The organism is Acinetobacter sp. ANC_7654 (assembly GCF_056779855.1).
Genome location: NZ_JBWYIR010000017.1, coordinates 1 through 18,797, shown reverse-complemented (window position 1 = coordinate 18,797; position 18,797 = coordinate 1). Strand labels below are relative to the sequence as shown.

The following is an 18,797-nucleotide window of genomic DNA, read 5'->3' as shown; positions in this document are numbered from 1 at the left end:
ACCCATGTGAGAGTAAGTCATCGCCAGCTCATTATTCTAAACACCCCCTTCATTCGAAGGGGGTGTTTTTTTATGCAGTAAAGAATGAATTAGAATGTAAAATATAAGCCCTAATCATAGGGCCTTACATCAAACAATAGATTAAAGTTGTCGTCGAGCGTGTTTTAACGCAGTTCTTAGGCCTTCCTCTAGCGTTGGATGGTAGAAAGGGTGATCTAGAATTTCATCAACAGTAAGATCACTGGAGATAGCCCAAGCGAGCAAATGTGCTAAATGTTCTGCTGAATAACAAAGAAACTCTGCTCCGAGAAGTTTACGTGAGTGTCGATCGACGTAAACCTCTACAGCCCCAATATTTTGTCCATTGACAATCGCTCGTCCTTGCTTTTCGTACGATACGATACCCGTAACGAACTTATGATTGGCTTTACGCAGTGTTTGATAATTGGAGCCGACCCCTGCCATTTCTGGTGAGCTAAACATAATACCCAATCGGGTAAGACTTTTTTTCTGACTCGATTGATGTTGATTGAGGCAATTATGAACTGCCAATTTACCTTCATAAGATGCTTCATGCTGGATAGGCGTTGCAGTAAAAGCATCACCTACGATGTAAATGGGGTAGTCACCAAGCTGTTTAGTGGTTGGATCAACAGGTAGTTGCTTTAGATCAATGAATTTATCATTTATATACTGAATATTTAAAGAATCTAAATTCGTGGTACGACCAGTCGCAGATAATAGGTAATCAACTTCTATAGCTTTATTGCTACCATTTTCGATAAAGTTAATTTGAACCTTATCTTCGCCTAATTTCTCAACCTGCTCGGGTAAAATCTCATATTTGATATTTAATTCTTTTGAGAATATTTCTTGAGCAAGCGTTTGTAAGTCTGGGCTAGTCAATGAACCAATTTTTTTACTGCGAGCAAAAACTGTAGTTTCCACACCTAGACGCTGCATGGCTTGTGCAAGTTCGATTGCAATTACACCGCTTCCAATTACAGCTAAACTTTTTGGTAAAGTAGGTATTTCAAAGACTTGATCAGAAGTTAAATATAAATGACCAAGTTTTTGTTGCCAATCTTGATTTACTGTTGGTCTTGAACCAACAGCGATAATGAACGATTTAGCTTGGTATTTCTTATTATTAACATTGATTGTGTTTGCATTTACAAATGTTGCGCGACCTGAAATTTTGTGCGCTGTAGGCCATGAATTAACGTCCTTCAGTGTTGCTTTTGTAAATCGATCACGTAATTGCTGTACATGTTGCATAACATCTTTAGTGTCAATTTGAGAAGAAATTTTTAGCCCAAGTTGTTCTGAAGTTCTCGCATTATAGGCAAGATTAGCTGATGAAATTAGAACTTTACTCGGCATACAACCTACTCGAGCACAAGTGGTATCCCACGGACCGTCGTTCACAATAAGTATATTTTGTGTAGTTTTAATGGCTTCTTTATAAGCTGAAATACCAGCAGTACCAGCTCCAATAATAATGATATCGTACATATTGTATTGACTAAGAATGATTTGAATTCACTATATAAAAAAACCTTCGATGAAGAAGTTTTTTTTTCAATTTATTACACTTAAACCTTTAACTTTTGGTGATATCCACATTATTGAAAATTTGTATTATTTAAAACTAAGTATTTTAATGGTTGTTATTGAAATAAGATGAAAGAAAAAGGCGCTTGTGCGCCTTTAAAATGAATAAGATACATTTATCTTATAATGATGTACCTGCATGCACACCAACAGTTGGTTTTACATTCATCGATGTGCAACCGAGTAAAAGAAACGAACAACATAATGCAATACAAATTTTATTCATGAATGAGTCCTAATGAATTTGCTTTATTAAATAGTAACGTAGAACGACTACCTGACTTACATACTAAAAGTATAGGTTTAGGTAGACTATTGTAATACTTCGCAAACTCATGAACATCTGCATCTGTTATTTGACCTGAAATAACAGGTTGGTAAATCAAACTGATTTTAGACTTTTCGGCTAAAGCTCTTAATTCACTTGCAGTTGTTTCGTTACCTGATTCTTGATCAGGACGGTTAACGATCACAGACTTAAATCCCTGCTGCATTAAGGCATTGAATTTTGTAGCCGTCATATGACCCGATACACTCACAGATGGATTAAGTGCTTTACTGAGCGGTTCTGATGCTGAATGACTTAGCGTTACGATACTAAAAATGAAGATGGAAAGGATGAATCTAAACCACATCTTAGTCATCAAGCAAATCCATTTGTTTTGCTAATTGGTAGAGATTGTTAGAGCGATTTCCCGTACGACAGAACATTAATACTGGTTTTGGTAGCTCATTGAAATGATTTGCAAAAGTACGAACATCAAGCTCAGTAATTTGACCTGCAACTACAGGTTGATATACATAATCTAAGCCTTGAGCGCGTGCAGCTTCTTCAATTTGGGCACTTGTTGGCTGTTCTGGTCCGCCTTCCATATCGGGGCGATTATTAATCACAGATTTAAATCCTTTTTCAACAACTTGAACTAAATGTTCTGGCCCAATTTGACCAGCAAAACCTACATTTTCACTCATTGCGTCACTCCCAAAATAAATTAAAAGACTATGCTACTATCATAGCATCTCGCTCAGATATGAGCTTTGATCGACACAAAAAATTTAAAATAAAAATCGTATGAATATATGCATGGAGCACCTATGTACGATTACACCGTAGAGCCGTTGTACGTACAAAAAGCAAATGAGTTGATCGCTGCTGACCTTTATTTGCCTGTCAAAGTTAAAAGACCTCCTGTGCTTATTATGGCGCATGGTTTTGCAGGATTACGTCAATTCAAATTAATCCAATATGCGCAACGTTTTGCTCAATCAGGTTTTGCAGTTGTACTCTTTGACTATCGTTGTTGGGGAGGAAGTACGGGTAAACCACGAGAAATGGTCTCTATCCGTCAGCAGCTAGAAGATTGGTATGCTGTGATTGCGCATATCAAATTATTCCCTTTGGTTGATGGACACCACCTTTTCTTATGGGGAACGGGTCTGAGTGGCGGATATGTTCTAAAACTTGCATCTGAGTTAAATGGGATTCGGGCTGCAATAGCGCAAGTACCCTTTGTGGACGGAAATGCCAGCAGTAAAATTTATCCAATTCAACATATGGCGCAGGCTTTAAAGTTATCGAGTCAGGATTTAATGGCAGCCAAAGTAGGACGTGTTGGAAAAACAATGCCTGTCGTTCATCCTTATGCATTAAGTTTTTACCCGAGTCAGGATAGTTATCAAGGGTATATGTCGATCGTTGATTCAAACTATTATTGGAGCGGTGAGGTGCCTGCAAGAGCTATGTTAGACGTCATACGATTTCGACCGATTACTACGGCAAGAAGTATTAAAATTCCTGTGTTATTTATAGCTGCCAAGAAAGATGCAGTTATTCCCATAGAGATTAGTCGTGAAACTGCAACCAATATGGCACCTTATGTGGAATACCATGAGTGGAATATGACACATTTTGATATTTATCAAGCAAATTGGATGGAAAGCGCAATCAAGCTTCAATTAGAATTCTTAGATCAAAATAGAGGAGTAAACTCATGATTGTTGTTTGTCCATCTTGTGGCGCAAAAAATCGTGTACCTGAAGATAAAATTCAATCTCAGCCGAATTGTGGTCAATGTCATGAGCATTTGATTCCGCTTGCCCCTATTGAGCTGAATGAGCAAAACTTTAGTAACTTTATTACCAACAGTGATTTACCAGTATTGATTGATCTTTGGGCAGAATGGTGCGGGCCTTGTAAAATGATGGCACCGCATTTTGCTGAAGTAGCCAAATCAAATCCGCATGTGGTTTTTGCGAAGATAGATACTGAAGCGAATCCGCGCTTAAGTGCTGCCTTTAATGTTCGTAGTATTCCAACGTTGGTATTGATGAATAAAACGAATGAAATTGCTAGAATAAGTGGTGCATTACGTGCAAATCAATTACGAGATTGGTTAAATCAGCAATTAAATGCTTAACCAATAGGCCAATATTTGGAGTGACTGTGTCAGATTCTCAACTTAAGCCAGAAGGTACATTATCCCTTCAAACCATTGCTATGCCTGCAGATACCAACTGGAGTGGGGATGTTTTTGGTGGTTGGATTGTTTCACAAATGGATTTGGCTGGAGCTATTCATGCAGAGCGTTATACAAAAGGTCGCTGTGCAACCATTGCAATTAATCAAATGACATTCCTTGTGCCTGTTAAGGTGGGTGATGTCATTAGTTGTTATACTAAAATTTTAAAGCTCGGAAATACCTCAATTCAAATGCAAATTGAAGTATGGGATAGTCACGACTCTTCACGTCCAGCGAAAAGAGTGACAGAAGGTGTTTTCACTTTTGTTGCGGTGGATGTGAAAGGGGCAAAACGCCAGATTCCAGATGATGTTAAACAAAAGTTTCAAGAATCTCTAAGCATCTAATCACAAAAAATCCCAACATCGTTGGGATTTTTTATTAGGGAAACTTTTTTTAGGATCAATATGATCATGAGCTTTATTGCTTAAGTTGAGATTTTGCAATCCAAGCCCAGAGCATTTCACATTGAATTGGCTCTTCGCCAGATTCATCTGTCACGATCACCTTGACAGGGGTTTCACCTTTTTCAGACTCTTGCATCTGTTTTTGTTGATCATCAGTCAATGTAGCGACTGCAGTCATCGCACCTTTAGATGGGCGTTTGAAATCTACTTTTAAACTTTTTATTAATACGATTGAGGTATCGGGTACATTCATGCCCGTAACAAAGCCTGTAGCTGTTTCAGCGATCAGCGCCATTGCGCATGCATGCACTTGACCAATATGATTTTGCATTGCTTTATGGTTTTCGATTTTAACGACAACTTTAGCATGACTAACTTCAAGATAACGTAATTTAGCGGTTCCCACCATTGGAACGACACGGCCGAAAGCTTTGCTCCATAAAGTACTACGGATACCTTGTGGAAACTTAGAAGTCGCTTTTACTAACTTAGATAAACGATTGCCTTTTGCCATGATCAGTTCCTATGATGGAGCAAAGAGATTAGTCTTTGAAATTGTTAAATTGAAGTGGGATACCGAATTGTTGTTCTTTTAAGAACGCCATAACTTGTTGTAAAGTATCGCGCTTCTTGTCAGTGACTCGGATTTTATCGCCCTGAATAGAAGATTGCACTTTGATACCACTTTCTTTAATGGCTTTATTAATTTTTTTTGCTGTATCAGAGTCAAGACCGTCTTTAAGTTTAATCACTTGAATGACATTTTTGCCAGATGCTGTCATTTTTTGCGGATCTAGTGCTTGAACGTCGACCTTGCGTTTATAAAAATGATTTTCCAGCATGTTGTAAACTTGCTCACATTGGAAGTCACTTTCAGTCGAGATCTTAATTTCTTTATTTTTTTCGTTTAATTCGATCGAAACGTCTTGACCACGGAAGTCGAAACGCGTTCCGATTTCCTTTTGTGTGTTTTGAACTGCATGATTTACTTCAAAAATCTCTAATTCTGAAACAATATCGAAAGATGGCATAGTTTAGACCTTTACAAATAGAAAGAATATCTGAGATGCTAGGGATGTTTTCTTCATTTGCCAAGTGTTGTTTACATCAAAGGAGTGCGCAATGATCCGTAAACAAGAAATTACAACATTTGAGTTCCCAGCTGACGCGATTATCTGGGATGTACGTGATACAAGTGCTTATGCTGAAGCACATGTGAAAGGAGCGGTGAACCAACCGATTTCCACACTTTCAGCAGAAAGCCTGACTCAAGTTGCAGCGGATCAACCGATTTACATTTTATGTGGCGGCGGAAGTAAAGCACCACGTGCTGCAGAACTATTAGAAGGCTTTGATAGTTCACGTGAATATGTGGTCTTAATGGGTGGTACTCGTGCTGCTCGTGAGGCAGGATTACCTTTAGAGCAAGGTTAATCATGGTTGAAAAAAAGCGCCTTATGGCGCTTTTTTAGTTTCAATAAATCATGGTGATTGAGTTTTAGCCTGAAAATATGGCTTCTTTATTCTTATTTTCTTTCTAAATCGATGAACATTGAGTTTATTGAGTAAAGTTTCAGATACAGGGCATGCTGTTTTTAAGATTTGAGCCACTAGAATTTCAGCACACAAAGGAGCAAATAAAAAGCCTTTAGAGCCCAAACCTGAGAGTGTATAAATCTCAGTATCAGATTCAACCTGACCTAAAAGCGGAAAATAATCCTGACTTTGTGCACGAACAGAAGCTCTACCATGCCAAGAATGATGGTCAGGAAATTGTGCAGCAATATCTGGTGCGAGATCTGCAAGTAACCTGTAGTTATGTTCATGATCTTCATCAAGAACATCTTGATCATCTCGATTAGGGTAAAAAGAAGCACCTAAAATGATTTGATGATCATTTAAAGGCATACAGTAGCCACCATAGCTATATGCTTCATGTTTCTTGAACTGTGAAGATGAAACATGATTAAACCAGCTAACTTGACCACGTATCGGTTTTAAAATTGGAAAATCATCAAAGAGATTCATACTTTCACGGGCACAACAAATAATCACGTGGTCAAATTGATATTGTTGTCCAACATGATCTGTTATACCGACTTGATGATTGGCAAGTCGGTCCCACGATTTGATTGTCGCTTGCTGAAATTCGATCAGTTCATTCGATAAAATTTCTTTAGCCAAATCATGCGGTCTGATTGTTCCAGCCTGTTTCAGGGTGAGGAATGCTTGGTTGAACAGGCTGTTTTCAGCGGCAGAATTTGCTTCGAGTATGTTTTCTGGATATTGATTTGCAAGATCGAGAAGTTCATCAACGTGTTTAAGAGGGATTTGATGGACTTGTGCTTCGTCAAAGGCTTTAAATTTTGAATAATGGTTCATCGCATGTTGCCATGCTAATGTCATCAAATGATCGGCACTTTGTTCAATAGGGCAGAGTTTGGGATTCAATAAAGCCAGAGGATTTCCTGACGCGCCACTTAATGGCTCATGGTGGTCAAATAGGCGGACGCGGTGACCTCTTAATGCAAAGGCATAGGCACAACTTAAACCCGCAATTCCAGCGCCTACAATGCCTATACGGCGTTGAGAACTTGAGTGTGGTTTGTATTGGTAATCTTCGGGAGAGAGTTCACTTTTTTCAGCCTCTTCGTCTAAAGGCAGTAAAACTCCCTTTAGCATTTCACGTTTGTGTCCGAACCCTTTTGGGCGTGTAATTTTCACGCTGTGTTTTTTTAATCCTCTTTTGAGGATGCCAGCAACACTGAAAGAGGCAAAAGTAGTTCCAATATCTGATAGTCGAATAATTTGATTCAGAACTTGTTCTTCCCACATATCTGGATTACAGGCAGGAGCAAATCCATCTAAAAACCATGCATTGACAGTGCTAGTTTTGGCAATGGCTGGAAAAACATCGTGTGCATCACCTAACCAAATATCAATACTAAAACGCTCATCTGGAAAATGAAGGCGGTGGCATCCTGCAATCGGCAGTGGATATTGGGCAATGAGTTGATCTGATAAATGTTTCAGTTCAGGCCAAGCATTTAAAGCTCGGATCAGATCAGCCTTGCTCAGTGGAAATTTTTCCACCGTAATGACATGCAGTTGACTATGATTATTTGGACGAATTAATTGCCAAAGTTGCCAAAGAGTGAGGATATTTAAACCCGTGCCGAAGCCAGTTTCTCCGACTGTGAAATGTTCAAATGGTTTTAAGTCCGATAGGCGTTCATGTAGATCATTACCATTGATAAAGACATGACGAGTTTCAAGAAGGCCATTGGCTTTTGAAAAATAAACATCACCGAAAATTTTAGAAACTGGAATATCGATTCCATCAACGAGTTGCCAATCGAGATCAGCAGTTTGAATGGCCTGAGTCAAAATTTGAAACCTTTGAAAAGCGTGTCAGTGGTTTACCACTGACGACGTCGTTTTGTATAGATGTAACTGGCAATAATAAAGCCGACAAAAATACCGACAGCCATTGTTGCTGCACCGTACAAAAACATTTGAGCACTACGTTCACTTTGAAGCACCTGAATTTGTACACCTAAATTATCATTTTTTAGTTGTAATTCTTGATTCTGTGCTAAAGCTTCTAGGTTTGCTTTTTCAAGCTGTTGGAGACGTGTTGCTTGGTCTTTGACTAAAGCCTTTACTTTTGCTTCTTGAAGCGCTTTATTTCGTGCAATTTGTTCAGCTGTAAGTGGCTTTGCAGGCGTAGCTGTTGCTGGCTGAGACTGTGCAACTGGATTCGCTGGTGCAGCAGTAGTTGCTGCGGGTTCAGCCCAAGCTGAAGATACCAATGCAAAACTGATGAAAAGAGCAGAGCGTGTCAAATTCATCATCTTATTCATGTGGTAATGCTTTATTAAAAGGTTTTACGTCAATGCTGGCATAAATACCTTCTTTTAAAAAAGGCTCATCTGCTAACCATTCATCTAACGCTTCACGGCTTTCAAAATCTAAAATAAGGGTGCTGCCATAAAATCCAGCTTGTGGGTTATTACGAACTTTTGGCATCGCGCCAGCGACGATTACGCGACCTTCCTCAGCCAGTTTTTCAAGGCGTGCAAGGTGTTGTGGGCGTGTTGCTAAGCGTTTTTCAACAGTACCTTCTTGGTCGGTACACGTCACTACAAATAAGGGCATGGCGAAATCTCTATATCCTCTTTCAACACGATTATTCTTCTGCAGATTTAAAGTGTTTTCGTAAAATGATGAATTGAATAATGATAAATGAAAACATCACAATCATGTCACCAAAAGCAGTAAATTCACCCCAATATTTTCCATCCATGAACACGAAAGCAAAGAAAATATGCAATGATGCCATACCAACAAACATCGCGGCCCAAGCATAGTTTAAATTTTTCCATCCCTGCGGTGTTAAATTTAAAATAGGACCAAATAAGCGTTGAATGAGAGGTTTGCGGTCTTTACCAAAATAAGGTGAAATTAAGAAAGCACCAGCAAATACAAAATTCAAGATCGCTGCTTTGAGACGAATATAAAAATCATCACTCAACATGAGAGTAATCCCACCAAAAATCACCGTCATAAATAAAACAATCCATTGTTGTTTATCAAGGTGAAATTTTTGACGGACAAATAATGCGCCGTAGACCACGAGCATAGAAATGATTAAGCCCGTTGTAGCAACGAGAATATGGTTATTATCGACGCCACCTGCAGAGCCGATCCATTGCAGTAAAGGGTGATTGTTATCTTTGGGATCGACAGTTTTGTAAAGCCAAAAGAAAATTATGAGTGGCACAAAGTCTAAAAGTGCTTTCATGTTAAAGTATCTATGCAGTTCAGGTGGATGGATTAGTATAAAAGATGCAAGGCGTAGATTTACACACACATAGTAATATTTCTGATGGAACTTTGTCGCCAGAGTTACTGGTTCAAGCTGCGCTCGAAAAAGGGATACATACCCTTGCACTGACTGACCACGATAGCATGGATGGTTTGGTTTTGGCTGAAAAAGTTGCAAAAAATCAACCAATTCAAATTATTTCAGGTGTGGAAATTTCAAGTCAGTGGTCTAGACCTTCGACCAAAAAAAGTTATGGTGTGCATGTGGTCGCACTGAATATGCAATCACCTGATCCTTTGCATAAGCTACTAGAACAACAAAAGATAATTCGAGCTGAACGTGCTCAACTCATCTGTGAATTGTTGAAGCCTCTTATTGGAGAGGATATTTACGCGGATGTGGTTGCGAAGGTCGAGGGTATACCTGATCGTGTGACACGAACCCATATTGCGAAGACGCTGGTCGAGAAGGGTCATGTTTCACGTCCGCAACAAGCTTTTGACAAATATATCAAGGAAGGTAAAAAAGCTTATGTTCAGTTTGAAGGACTTGGTCTGGAGGAAACGATACGTGTAATTCATGAGGCTCAAGGGTTTGCTGTTTTGGCACATCCTACCCGTTATGATTTATCTGCGACGAACATTCGTTATTTGATTGAAATATTTGCACGTTACGGAGGCGACGCAGTTGAGTTGCCACCTGCGATTGAGCCTACCTCGACGCGACAAATGGTAGACCGAATGATTGCCGAATTTGGGCTTAAAGTATCAGTTGGAAGTGATTTCCATGGAGATAATATGCCATGGATAAAATTGGGGAATATCCCTCAAGTGAAAGAGGGACAGGTTGGCATCTGGGAAAGTTTTATTGTATAGAAATTCTCTTATAACAACGGATAAGAGAATTTTAGGCGTTGATCAGACATTAAGTTGTCATGAATCAAAGTAAGTTGTGATCTTGGGCTTGGATCGGTGGAGGAGTTGGTTTTCCTAAAGTCCCGAGTAGTTCAATCTCGATTGTACGAACCATGGCATCGAGTGGAAGATCATTACTTTGCGTACCAAAAGGCTCTTCTATTTCAGAGCTGAGCGCATCAAGCCCCAAAAACGTATATGCTAAAATACCGACTAAAAGTGGCGTCGCCAAACCGAGCACCGAGCCTAAACTAAATGGAAGCATAAAACAGAAAAAATAAACGGTACGGTTTAAGAGTACTGAATAAGCATAAGGTAAAGGAGTTGTAGCAATACGATCACAGCCTGTTTGAACCAAACTTAATTCAGTTACATGTTGGTTCATTTGTGTATAAATAATGTCTGAAATTTCGCCTTCTTTCAGTGACTGCATCAACTCCCATTGAATCAAACTTAATGTGTATTGTGGTGCATTGGCTTGCTGGTAAAGTTGAGTTAAAGCTTGTGGGCTCATGCCACTGGTTTGATGCAAAGCATCGGGACTGACTGTTTGATGACGAAGACGGTCACGCAGTACGTTAGCAAAAACAATCATATGCTGAATTACACGTTCACGACGACCTTGCGGCAAGATCCGGCAGTCTCGATCGAAATGTCGAGCATTGGCGATTAAGCTTCCCCATAATTTACGCGCTTCCCACCAACGGTCATAACATGCCGAATTTTTGAAACCTAAAAAAATCGACAATACTACTCCGATCAGTGTAAACCCAACCAAAGGAATTTCAGGGAATCTATAGAGATTTATATATTCAATTCCCCCCACGATTGCTGAAATCAGCATAACGATTCCAAGTGGAGGTAATACCTTCGGTAAGATGGTTCCACGCCATGAAAATAATAGTTTTAGCGTATCGGTTTGATCACGAACAATCATGTAAATCAATCTTTCATTTTTCTATGATCTTCACTAGTTCAGCGAGTATTGTCAATGATAAAAAATGGAAACTTCGAGCAATTTTATTCTGTAATTTATAGACTTATTCTCGGATCAGTTGGTGCTCCATAAAAGAGTAGCTGCCTTCGGTGGAAATGATGACATGATCGAGTAATTTAACCTCAATTAAATTGCAAGCTCTACTTAAAGATTTCGTCAAATTGATATCGTCAATTGAGGGCTGAGGAATTCCTAAAGGATGATTGTGTGCAATAATCACAGCACTCGCCTGAGTGTGGATGATATGTCGAATAAACTGATTAATTGAAACTGCACAGTGGTTAGTAGAACCAAAGAATAATTTTTTAAAATTAATTTTTCTGAGCCTTGCATCTAAACAGAGTACCGCGAAAATCTCTTGAGATTCGCCAATAAGTTCATAGCGAAGATAATCTTGAATTAAATCAGAGCGACTTAAATCAATTTGTTGGTTCAATTGATGTTGCAAGTAACGCCGTCCAAGCTCTTTTACAGCCATCAATTGAGAGTATTTAGTGTCTCCCATGCCATGGAACATGCGAATTTCGTCTATCGATGCATCAAACACTGCATTTAAGCTTCCAAAATGTTGCAACATCAATCTTGCTAATTCGACCGCAGAATGTTGTTGAGATCCTGATCTTAAAAAGATGGCGAGGAGTTCTGCATCAGAGAGGCTATGAGCACCTTGGCGGAGTAATCTTTCTCGCGGTCGTTCTTGTTCGGGCCATTGTTTGATCGAATTATTCATTATTATTCACTGTTTTAAATTATTTTAACTTTTGAATATTCACCAAGGTATATCTTGGGTGGCAGAATATTTAATGCTATTGTGAGCGCCACTGCAATAAAAAGGTGACGTGATCTTGAGTTTTGATCTTAGTGTGTTCTCCAATAAAAATATTATTCTTGCTGTTACTGGTGGTATTGCTGCTTATAAAAGTGCCATCTTAGTACGCCGACTTAAAGATTACGGATTTAATGTCCGAGTTGTAATGACTCAAGGTGCCCAAGCTTTTATTACGCCGCTTACCTTTCAAGCATTGTCGGGTAATCCAGTACATACTGAACTTCTAGATACAGAAGCTGAAGCTGGAATGGGGCATATCGAATTAGCACGATGGGCGGATTTGGTGCTTGTCGCTCCTGCCAGTTGTGACAGTATTGCTAAATTTGCTTGCGGACTAGCGGATGATTTACTCAGTACACTCTATTTGGCAACAAAAGCACCTGTTTGGATCGCACCAGCCATGAATCAACAAATGTGGGCGGCTAAAGCAACACAGCGCAATTTGAGTACTTTGGTCGATGATGGTGTGCATGTCATTATGCCTGAGGCGGGTTCTCAAGCGTGTGGCGATGTTGGATTAGGACGTATGCCTGAGCCTGAAGATTTAGCTGAACAGGTACGAGAATATTTCCATAAAGCGCAGCGTGCAATTGCAGAAAAATTTGGCTTGCTGGCGGGTAAAAAAGTGACGATTACAGCAGGTCCCACTCGAGAGGCAATTGATCCAGTGCGCTATATTTCAAATCACAGCACTGGAAAAATGGGGTTTGCTATTGCTGCTGCATGTTATTCAGCAGGTGCTGAGGTGACACTGATCGCGGGTCCTGTCAGTTTAGATACACCGAATGGGGTGAAGCGTTTAAATATATCTTCAGCGAGGCAGATGCTTGATTTAAGCATGAATCAGTTGGAAACAGGATGTGATGTATTTATTGCGACAGCTGCCGTAGCGGATTATCGTGTTGCAGAAGTTGCGGAACATAAAATCAAAAAAGCTGGTGATGAGTTAGCTGTCTCTCTTGTTAAAAATCCTGATATCGTGGCGACGATAGCTTTGCAAGACAAACGTCCATTTATGGTCGGTTTTGCAGCTGAAACGCGTAATGTTGAAGAATATGCCGCAGGTAAATTGGTGGCTAAGAAACTAGATATGATCGCATGCAATGATGTTTCAAGAGCGGATATTGGTTTTGCTTCAGATGAAAATGCGATGACTGTGTTTTTTGCTGAACAATATGAAATGGAAAAACGTGATCTTGAAAAAGCTTCAAAGCAAGAAATTGCACAACAATTGGTTGAAGCTATCCATGATGCATTACATCAAGAAAAACGACCTGTTTAAATGTAGGATATAAAAAAGACCGCAAATGCGGTCTTTTTTATAAGGGTAAACTTAATCAGACGATTAAGCTTGACCTTCAGCAGCTGCAGCTTGAGCGCGTTGCATGTTCGCCTCAAACTCAGCATCAAAGTTAATCGGTGTAAGAAGTAATTGAGGGAAGCTACCTTTAGTTACAAGATCGTTCACCGCTTCACGAAGGAATGGGAACAAAATATTAGGGCAATAAGCACCAAGAATGTACGGAAGACGTTCATCTTCAACGCCATCAATCAAGAAAATACCTGATTGTGTTACGTCTACGATAAATGCAGTTTCACCTGCATTCGCAGCTTGTACAACCACTTTTAAAGAAACTTCAAAATGAGTTGGATCTACTTTTTCAGCTGATGAAGAAAGATTGATGTTTAACTCAGGTTGCCATTCTTTTGTAAAAACCGCAGCACCAGGAACTTCAAAAGAAATGTCTTTTGTATAAATACGTTCTAATGCTAATTGTGGTTGAACTTGTTGTTCTTCACTCATTCTTAATTCCTTAGATTTAGTGATTATGCCAATAATTCGTCTAGTTTACCTTCACGCTCTAAAGCATAAAGTTGGTCGAAACCACCGATGAATTGATCTTTAATGAAAATTTGTGGCACTGTGCGGTGGTTGGTTTTTTGCATTAACTCAACACGAACCTCAGGTGCTTCTTTTGATAAATTAATTTCTTTGTACTCAATGCCTTTACGTTCAAGGAGTTGCTTTGCACGTACGCAATAAGGACACATCGTTGTTGAATATACAGTCACTTGAGCTGTCATTTTACAAACTCCTTAAGCTTTTTTGCTTTTTACTAAAGGTAAGCCTTGAGCTTTCCAGTTACTGATGCCACCGTCTAAACGATAACTATCTGTATGACCGACTTGTTGTAGAGCAGAGCCTGCAACTTGGCCTAAATTACAAATGAATACCAATGGACGGTCCGCAGCTTTTAATTCTTCAACATTTGCAGCAATTTGACTATATGGAATATTACGACTACCGCTAATATGACCTTCACGGAAATCTTTAGCATCGCGCAAATCAATCAGCATCGCATTTTTAGCTTTCACTAAAATTCCGAGCGATTGTGGAGAAATTTTACGACCACTACGTTGTCCTTCAAAAACGAAAAACAAAACAATAAGGGCCCCTAAAATTGCAAATAAAAAGGGGTGATTCCCCATAAATTCGAACCAACGTTCCACAAATCACCTAATGACTAATTAAAAACTGCGTTGAGTATAACGTATATATATGGTGATCAAAATCACCGCTTCAAGGGTGCACTTAAAGAAAACTAATTTTTTTGTTGCGCCTCAGTAATCTCATCAATTAGACGTAAATAACTTTCTAAACGTCTTTGTAAAATATCACCATTTTTGACACCTTCTTTAAGCGCACATTGCTTTTCGTGCGTATGGGTGCAATTGCGATACTGACAATGTCCTAAGAGTGCAGAAATTTCAGGAAAGCCACCATCGATTTTCTCATGATCTAGATGCCATAAGCCAAATTCACGAATACCTGGGGAATCGATTAAAGCACCATTTTCACCAAAACGAATTAAACGTGTTGAGGTCGTGGTATGTTGACCGAGTGCGGAGTTTTCTGAAATGACATTGGTTTTTTGATCAGCATCAGGAATGATGGCATTAATAAGTGTACTTTTCCCAACACCTGATTGACCTACAAATGCAACAGTTTGGTTGTCAATACGTTGAATCAACTCATCTAAATTACCATTGGATTGGGTCAGGATGAAATCATAACCAAGTTGACGATATTCTTCTGCTAACAGCAAAATTGGATCATTTTCTTTCAGTAAATCACATTTGTTTAATACTAATAAAGCAGGAATATTGGCATCTTCACATGCAACCAAATAACGATCAATTAGGGTTGGTGCAGGTTCTGGTAACGGTGCAATCACAATGACGATCAGGCTGATATTTGCAGCTACAGGTTTTACTTTGTGATAACGATCTGGGCGAGTCAACAAGGATTGTCGCGGTTGAATCGCTGTGATAATACCTAAGCCAGTATTTGGATCTGCTTGCCATTTTACGCGATCACCTGTAACCAATAATTCTAAATTGGTACGGGTATGACAACGCCAAACGCTATTCAGCTCAATAGGTTTCCAAAAAGGTTCTGGCTCACCTTCTTTGGTATCTGGTTTTATTGGATGTTGATCAGGCAAGGAGAGGGCTTGTACTTCGAGTTGTCGACCATAGTGTTGGACGACTAAGCCTTCTAAGTCGTGAGACGTGTCGAGTTCTTCTTGACGTGTTTGATGTTGTTTCTGAATACGACGTTGTTGTTGCTCTGTCAAACGACGCTTACGAATTAAAGCCATTCACAACCTAAAAAACCTTGAAATTTAGATGGCAAAAATAGCATGATGAGCCATGGATTTACAGCCAAGATCGGAATAATTTGCTACTATCCATCTTTAATTTAGCCCAATAAGATTGCACTTTATGAGCAGCACCCCTGATACCCGCTTAATTTGGATCGACCTTGAAATGACAGGGTTAGATACAGACAATGATCAGATTATTGAAATTGCAACGATTATTACGGATGATCATTTAAATATTCTTGCTGAAGGCCCAGTGTTAGCTGTACATCAGTCAGATATTATTTTAAATGCGATGGATGAATGGAATACACGTCAGCACGGGCAATCTGGACTTATTGAACGCGTACGCCGTAGTAAGTTAACTGCGCAAGATGCTGAGCAACAAACACTTGAATTCTTAAAAAAATGGGTCAATCCAAAATCATCTCCAATGTGTGGAAACTCAATTTGCCAAGATCGCCGTTTCTTACATCGTTTAATGCCAGAGCTTGAGCAGTTCTTCCATTACCGTAATTTGGATGTGTCTTCTGTTAAAGAGTTAGCAAAACGCTGGCGCCCAGAAATTATGAGTGGTTTAAAGAAAAATGCTTCTCATCTTGCGATGGATGATATTCGTGACTCAATTGCTGAATTGAAGTATTACCGTCAATATTTTTTCATCTCAAATAATTAAAACGTTCTGTTGAAATTTTAGAAAAGGGGCTAAGGCCTCTTTTTTATAGATTTTATAAATGATCTAAAGAACAAAGTATTAATTAAAATGTTTAAAAGTTGATAGCAAAAAATAAACTGACTTTTATGCTGATAGATCCCAGAATAGTGAAAATTTAAGAATGATAACAGAGACTAAGTTATGCAAAGTAGTAATCCGATTTTAACCCGTGTAGAGACTGTATCCAATTATCAACAACCCATGACCATTCAAGGCGCGATTCAGAAATCAGTTGTATTAACTGTGATTTCTGCAGCGGTGGGTATCGCGCTGTTTATTTATAGCTTTATGACTTTAAATGTCTCACTCGCTTATGCCAGTGCGATGGTGGGGGCGATTGGTGGATTCATTCTGGCACTCATTACTACTTTTAAGCCGAATACTGCTCGAACTTTGGCTATTCCATATGCTTTATTTCAAGGTGCATTTTTAGGGGGGATTTCAGTCATATTTCAACTGAAATATCCTGGTGTTCCTTTAAAGGCTTTGCTCGCAACATTTGTCACGACTTTGGTGATGTTCACGCTTTATCGTTTTCAAATTATTCGTGCGACTGAGAAATTTAAAGCGGTTGTGTTGTCAGCCACCATTGCGATTGCGATTGTATTTGTTCTCCAATTTATTATGAGTCTAGCTTTTGGTTCGAGCATTCCATATATATTTGATAATAATTGGCTAGGTTTAGGATTTGCAGCTTTTGTGGCCATTATTGCATCATTAAATCTAATTTTAGATTTCGACTTGATTGAAAATGCCGCAGCTCAATACGCGCCTAAAGCGATGGAGTGGCTATGCGGTATTGCCTTGTTAGCCACTTTAGTTTGGATGTATTTCTCTTTCTTGCGTTTAATTGGTCTACTGTCTAGTAATGACTAATGTCGTTCAGCTAAGGCGTGTAAAAAGATCAGACTGATGTCTGATCTTTTTTTAGCGTCTAATTCGGTTTAACAATTTTTTGAAAAAAGATGCATTATGCAATTTCGTAAATGCTCTAGACTTGGCATCATGCATGAAAATTAATTTAAGTGAGAGTCACATGGCACAAGGACTATTAGCAGGTAAACGTTTTTTAATCGCGGGTGTTGCGAGTAAATTGTCGATTGCATTCGGTGTTGCAGAAGCTTTACACCGTGAAGGTGCAGAATTGGCATTTACCTATCCTAATGAAAAAATGAAGAAGCGTGTTGATGACTTTGCTGAACAGTTTGGTTCAAAACTAGTTTTTCCATGTGATGTTGCTGTTGATGCTGAAATCGAACAGGCATTTGCTGAATTAGCAAAACATTGGGATGGTTTGGATGGCGTAGTGCATTCAATTGGTTTTGCACCAGCACATACTTTAGATGGTGATTTTACTGAAGTTACTGATCGTGAAGGTTTTAAAATCGCGCATGACATCAGTGCCTATAGCTTTATTGCCATGGCTCGTGCGGCAAAACCACTTTTAACTGCTCGTCAGGGCTGTTTGCTCACACTCACTTACCAAGGTTCAGAGCGTGTGATGCCAAACTATAATGTTATGGGATTGGCGAAAGCATCTTTAGAGGCTGGCGTTCGTTACTTGGCTTCAAGTTTGGGTGCTGAAGGAATTCGTGTAAATGCGATTTCAGCTGGTCCAATTCGTACGCTTGCGGCTTCAGGTATCAAGTCTTTCCGTAAGATGCTTGATCTGAATGAAAAGGTTGCACCTTTAAAGCGTAATGTCACGATTGAAGATGTAGGTAATGCGGCATTGTTCTTGTGTTCACCATGGGCAAATGGTATTACTGGCGAAATTTTATATGTAGATGCTGGTTACAATACGGTTGGTATGAGTGCAGATTTAATGCTAACAGAATAAATCTCATCGTAAGAAGAAATAAAAATCGGCAATTTTATTGCCGATTTTTTTACATTTTTTAAAGTTCATTTATGTAACCAAGACTAGGTAAATCGTATTTTTTTTGATTAAATATTAAGAAATTCTTTAGCTTTATTAAATTATAAAAGACAGATAATAACCATGCTTGCCAACATCTTTTCGGCATTGGAACAGCTCGGCCTAACCGCCCAAAACAGAGCCCTCCACATCCAATTCAGTCATTCACAGCTGAATAGCCAAGTCTTCCTACAACGTATCGATGGCAGCCATGCCCTTAACGAAGGCGTGCAAGCAGAACTCGTCTGTCTCTCGACCAATGCCTTAATTCCACTCAAACAATTCATCGGCACACAAGTCGCCGTCGATCAAGTCACTGATCAAGGAACCCTGTTTAGAACCACTGGCATCATCACCGAAGCCTCACAAGGACAAAGCGATGGGGCACTGA

At 39.3% G+C, this 18,797-nt stretch carries 24 protein-coding genes and 1 pseudogene; 10 read left to right on the top strand and 15 right to left on the bottom strand.

Translation table 11 applies throughout. From position 1 onward, the window contains the following. Nucleotides 1-141: 141 nt before the first annotated feature. The 3 genes from AC1M86_RS14620 to AC1M86_RS14610 all read right to left on the bottom strand — a co-directional run bounded on the left by AC1M86_RS14620 (nt 142) and on the right by AC1M86_RS14610 (nt 2,586). Nucleotides 142-1,515: a dihydrolipoyl dehydrogenase gene (locus AC1M86_RS14620; protein ID WP_481608241.1), complete on the bottom strand. Its 1,374-nt coding sequence runs from the start codon at nt 1,513-1,515 to the stop codon at nt 142-144. 317 nt (nt 1,516-1,832) lie between these two features. Further along, nucleotides 1,833-2,258 (bottom strand): protein tyrosine phosphatase family protein, encoded by a 426-nt coding sequence (locus AC1M86_RS14615; protein ID WP_481596686.1) that lies wholly within the window; start codon nt 2,256-2,258, stop codon nt 1,833-1,835. Then, the gene (locus AC1M86_RS14610; RefSeq protein WP_035269714.1) at nt 2,251-2,586 is read right to left on the bottom strand and encodes a protein tyrosine phosphatase family protein; all 336 of its coding nucleotides are present in this window, start codon (nt 2,584-2,586) and stop codon (nt 2,251-2,253) included. Before AC1M86_RS14610 ends, AC1M86_RS14615 begins: the two co-directional genes overlap by 8 nt. 123 nt (nt 2,587-2,709) lie before the next feature. Between AC1M86_RS14610 and AC1M86_RS14605 the strand changes: the two genes are divergently transcribed. The 3 genes from AC1M86_RS14605 to AC1M86_RS14595 all read left to right on the top strand — a co-directional run bounded on the left by AC1M86_RS14605 (nt 2,710) and on the right by AC1M86_RS14595 (nt 4,480). Then, complete coding sequence (locus AC1M86_RS14605; protein ID WP_092768900.1) at nt 2,710-3,609, top strand: alpha/beta hydrolase; 900 nt, start codon at nt 2,710-2,712, stop codon at nt 3,607-3,609. After that, nucleotides 3,606-4,031, top strand: coding sequence for a thioredoxin TrxC (trxC, locus tag AC1M86_RS14600; protein ID WP_481589621.1), 426 nt, complete (start codon nt 3,606-3,608; stop codon nt 4,029-4,031). Before AC1M86_RS14605 ends, trxC begins: the two co-directional genes overlap by 4 nt. 80 nt (nt 4,032-4,111) lie before the next feature. Beyond that, nucleotides 4,112-4,480, top strand: coding sequence for an acyl-CoA thioesterase (locus tag AC1M86_RS14595; RefSeq protein ID WP_218945426.1), 369 nt, complete (start codon nt 4,112-4,114; stop codon nt 4,478-4,480). A 73-nt stretch (nt 4,481-4,553) separates the two neighbouring features. On the opposite strand, the gene AC1M86_RS14590 is transcribed toward AC1M86_RS14595, so the two are convergent. Continuing rightward, nucleotides 4,554-5,054, bottom strand: coding sequence for a DUF4442 domain-containing protein (locus AC1M86_RS14590; protein WP_481608240.1), 501 nt, complete (start codon nt 5,052-5,054; stop codon nt 4,554-4,556). Between the two features lie 28 nt (nt 5,055-5,082). Then, nucleotides 5,083-5,571, bottom strand: a complete 489-nt coding sequence (locus AC1M86_RS14585) for a YajQ family cyclic di-GMP-binding protein (protein WP_035269703.1) — start codon at nt 5,569-5,571, stop codon at nt 5,083-5,085. Nucleotides 5,572-5,662: 91 nt separating this feature from the next. On the opposite strand from AC1M86_RS14585, the gene AC1M86_RS14580 reads away from it, so the two are divergent. After that, nucleotides 5,663-5,974: a rhodanese-like domain-containing protein gene (locus AC1M86_RS14580; protein ID WP_092768890.1), complete on the top strand. Its 312-nt coding sequence runs from the start codon at nt 5,663-5,665 to the stop codon at nt 5,972-5,974. A gap of 48 nt (nt 5,975-6,022) precedes the next feature. Here AC1M86_RS14580 and mnmC read toward each other — a convergent pair whose 3' ends face one another. Genes mnmC through AC1M86_RS14560 form a run of 4 tightly spaced genes read right to left on the bottom strand, consistent with a single transcriptional unit; the run spans nt 6,023 to nt 9,344 of the window. Continuing rightward, nucleotides 6,023-7,927, bottom strand: coding sequence for a bifunctional tRNA (5-methylaminomethyl-2-thiouridine)(34)-methyltransferase MnmC2/FAD-dependent 5-carboxymethylaminomethyl-2-thiouridine(34) oxidoreductase MnmC1 (gene mnmC, locus AC1M86_RS14575; protein WP_481608239.1), 1,905 nt, complete (start codon nt 7,925-7,927; stop codon nt 6,023-6,025). Nucleotides 7,928-7,959: 32 nt separating this feature from the next. Further along, entirely contained in the window at nt 7,960-8,394 is a 435-nt protein-coding gene (locus AC1M86_RS14570) for an SH3 domain-containing protein (protein WP_481587235.1), read from the bottom strand. A gap of 1 nt (nt 8,395) precedes the next feature. Continuing rightward, nucleotides 8,396-8,698, bottom strand: coding sequence for a YciI family protein (locus AC1M86_RS14565; RefSeq protein WP_481587137.1), 303 nt, complete (start codon nt 8,696-8,698; stop codon nt 8,396-8,398). Between the two features lie 31 nt (nt 8,699-8,729). Next, nucleotides 8,730-9,344 (bottom strand): inner membrane-spanning protein YciB, encoded by a 615-nt coding sequence (locus AC1M86_RS14560; protein ID WP_035269690.1) that lies wholly within the window; start codon nt 9,342-9,344, stop codon nt 8,730-8,732. 44 nt (nt 9,345-9,388) lie between these two features. Between AC1M86_RS14560 and AC1M86_RS14555 the strand changes: the two genes are divergently transcribed. After that, nucleotides 9,389-10,243 carry a PHP domain-containing protein gene (locus tag AC1M86_RS14555; protein ID WP_035269688.1) on the top strand — a complete coding sequence of 285 codons (855 nt, stop codon included), beginning with the start codon at nt 9,389-9,391 and terminating at the stop codon, nt 10,241-10,243. A gap of 64 nt (nt 10,244-10,307) precedes the next feature. Here the strand turns inward: AC1M86_RS14555 and AC1M86_RS14550 are convergent, their stop codons facing one another. Together AC1M86_RS14550 and radC are read right to left on the bottom strand one after the other, a co-directional pair. Then, nucleotides 10,308-11,219 (bottom strand): bestrophin family protein, encoded by a 912-nt coding sequence (locus AC1M86_RS14550; RefSeq protein WP_035269686.1) that lies wholly within the window; start codon nt 11,217-11,219, stop codon nt 10,308-10,310. Nucleotides 11,220-11,322: 103 nt separating this feature from the next. Further along, a complete protein-coding gene (gene radC / locus AC1M86_RS14545) occupies nt 11,323-12,009 on the bottom strand; it encodes a RadC family protein (RefSeq protein WP_035269684.1) in 687 nt (228 codons plus the stop codon). Between the two features lie 115 nt (nt 12,010-12,124). Here radC and coaBC point away from each other — a divergent pair, with 115 nt between their 5' ends. Continuing rightward, complete coding sequence (gene coaBC / locus AC1M86_RS14540) at nt 12,125-13,390, top strand: bifunctional phosphopantothenoylcysteine decarboxylase/phosphopantothenate--cysteine ligase CoaBC (protein ID WP_481587138.1); 1,266 nt, start codon at nt 12,125-12,127, stop codon at nt 13,388-13,390. A gap of 63 nt (nt 13,391-13,453) precedes the next feature. Here the strand turns inward: coaBC and secB are convergent, their stop codons facing one another. The 4 genes from secB to rsgA all read right to left on the bottom strand — a co-directional run bounded on the left by secB (nt 13,454) and on the right by rsgA (nt 15,770). Next, nucleotides 13,454-13,912, bottom strand: coding sequence for a protein-export chaperone SecB (gene secB / locus AC1M86_RS14535; protein WP_035270796.1), 459 nt, complete (start codon nt 13,910-13,912; stop codon nt 13,454-13,456). Between the two features lie 23 nt (nt 13,913-13,935). After that, nucleotides 13,936-14,193: a glutaredoxin 3 gene (grxC, locus tag AC1M86_RS14530; RefSeq protein ID WP_035270794.1), complete on the bottom strand. Its 258-nt coding sequence runs from the start codon at nt 14,191-14,193 to the stop codon at nt 13,936-13,938. A gap of 12 nt (nt 14,194-14,205) precedes the next feature. Further along, nucleotides 14,206-14,619 (bottom strand): rhodanese-like domain-containing protein, encoded by a 414-nt coding sequence (locus AC1M86_RS14525; RefSeq protein ID WP_035270792.1) that lies wholly within the window; start codon nt 14,617-14,619, stop codon nt 14,206-14,208. 92 nt (nt 14,620-14,711) lie between these two features. Continuing rightward, nucleotides 14,712-15,770, bottom strand: coding sequence for a ribosome small subunit-dependent GTPase A (gene rsgA, locus AC1M86_RS14520; protein ID WP_035270790.1), 1,059 nt, complete (start codon nt 15,768-15,770; stop codon nt 14,712-14,714). Nucleotides 15,771-15,894: 124 nt separating this feature from the next. Here rsgA and orn point away from each other — a divergent pair, with 124 nt between their 5' ends. From orn to AC1M86_RS14500, 4 genes and pseudogenes are all read left to right on the top strand, one after another. Beyond that, nucleotides 15,895-16,449, top strand: coding sequence for an oligoribonuclease (gene orn, locus AC1M86_RS14515; protein WP_035270788.1), 555 nt, complete (start codon nt 15,895-15,897; stop codon nt 16,447-16,449). A gap of 180 nt (nt 16,450-16,629) precedes the next feature. After that, nucleotides 16,630-17,364 (top strand): Bax inhibitor-1/YccA family protein, encoded by a 735-nt coding sequence (locus AC1M86_RS14510; protein ID WP_481587139.1) that lies wholly within the window; start codon nt 16,630-16,632, stop codon nt 17,362-17,364. 160 nt (nt 17,365-17,524) lie between these two features. Then, a complete protein-coding gene (locus AC1M86_RS14505; RefSeq protein WP_092768909.1) occupies nt 17,525-18,328 on the top strand; it encodes an enoyl-ACP reductase FabI in 804 nt (267 codons plus the stop codon). A 162-nt stretch (nt 18,329-18,490) separates the two neighbouring features. Then, nucleotides 18,491-18,797 (top strand): annotated as a pseudogene (locus AC1M86_RS14500) (type VI secretion system tip protein VgrG); the annotation flags it as partial.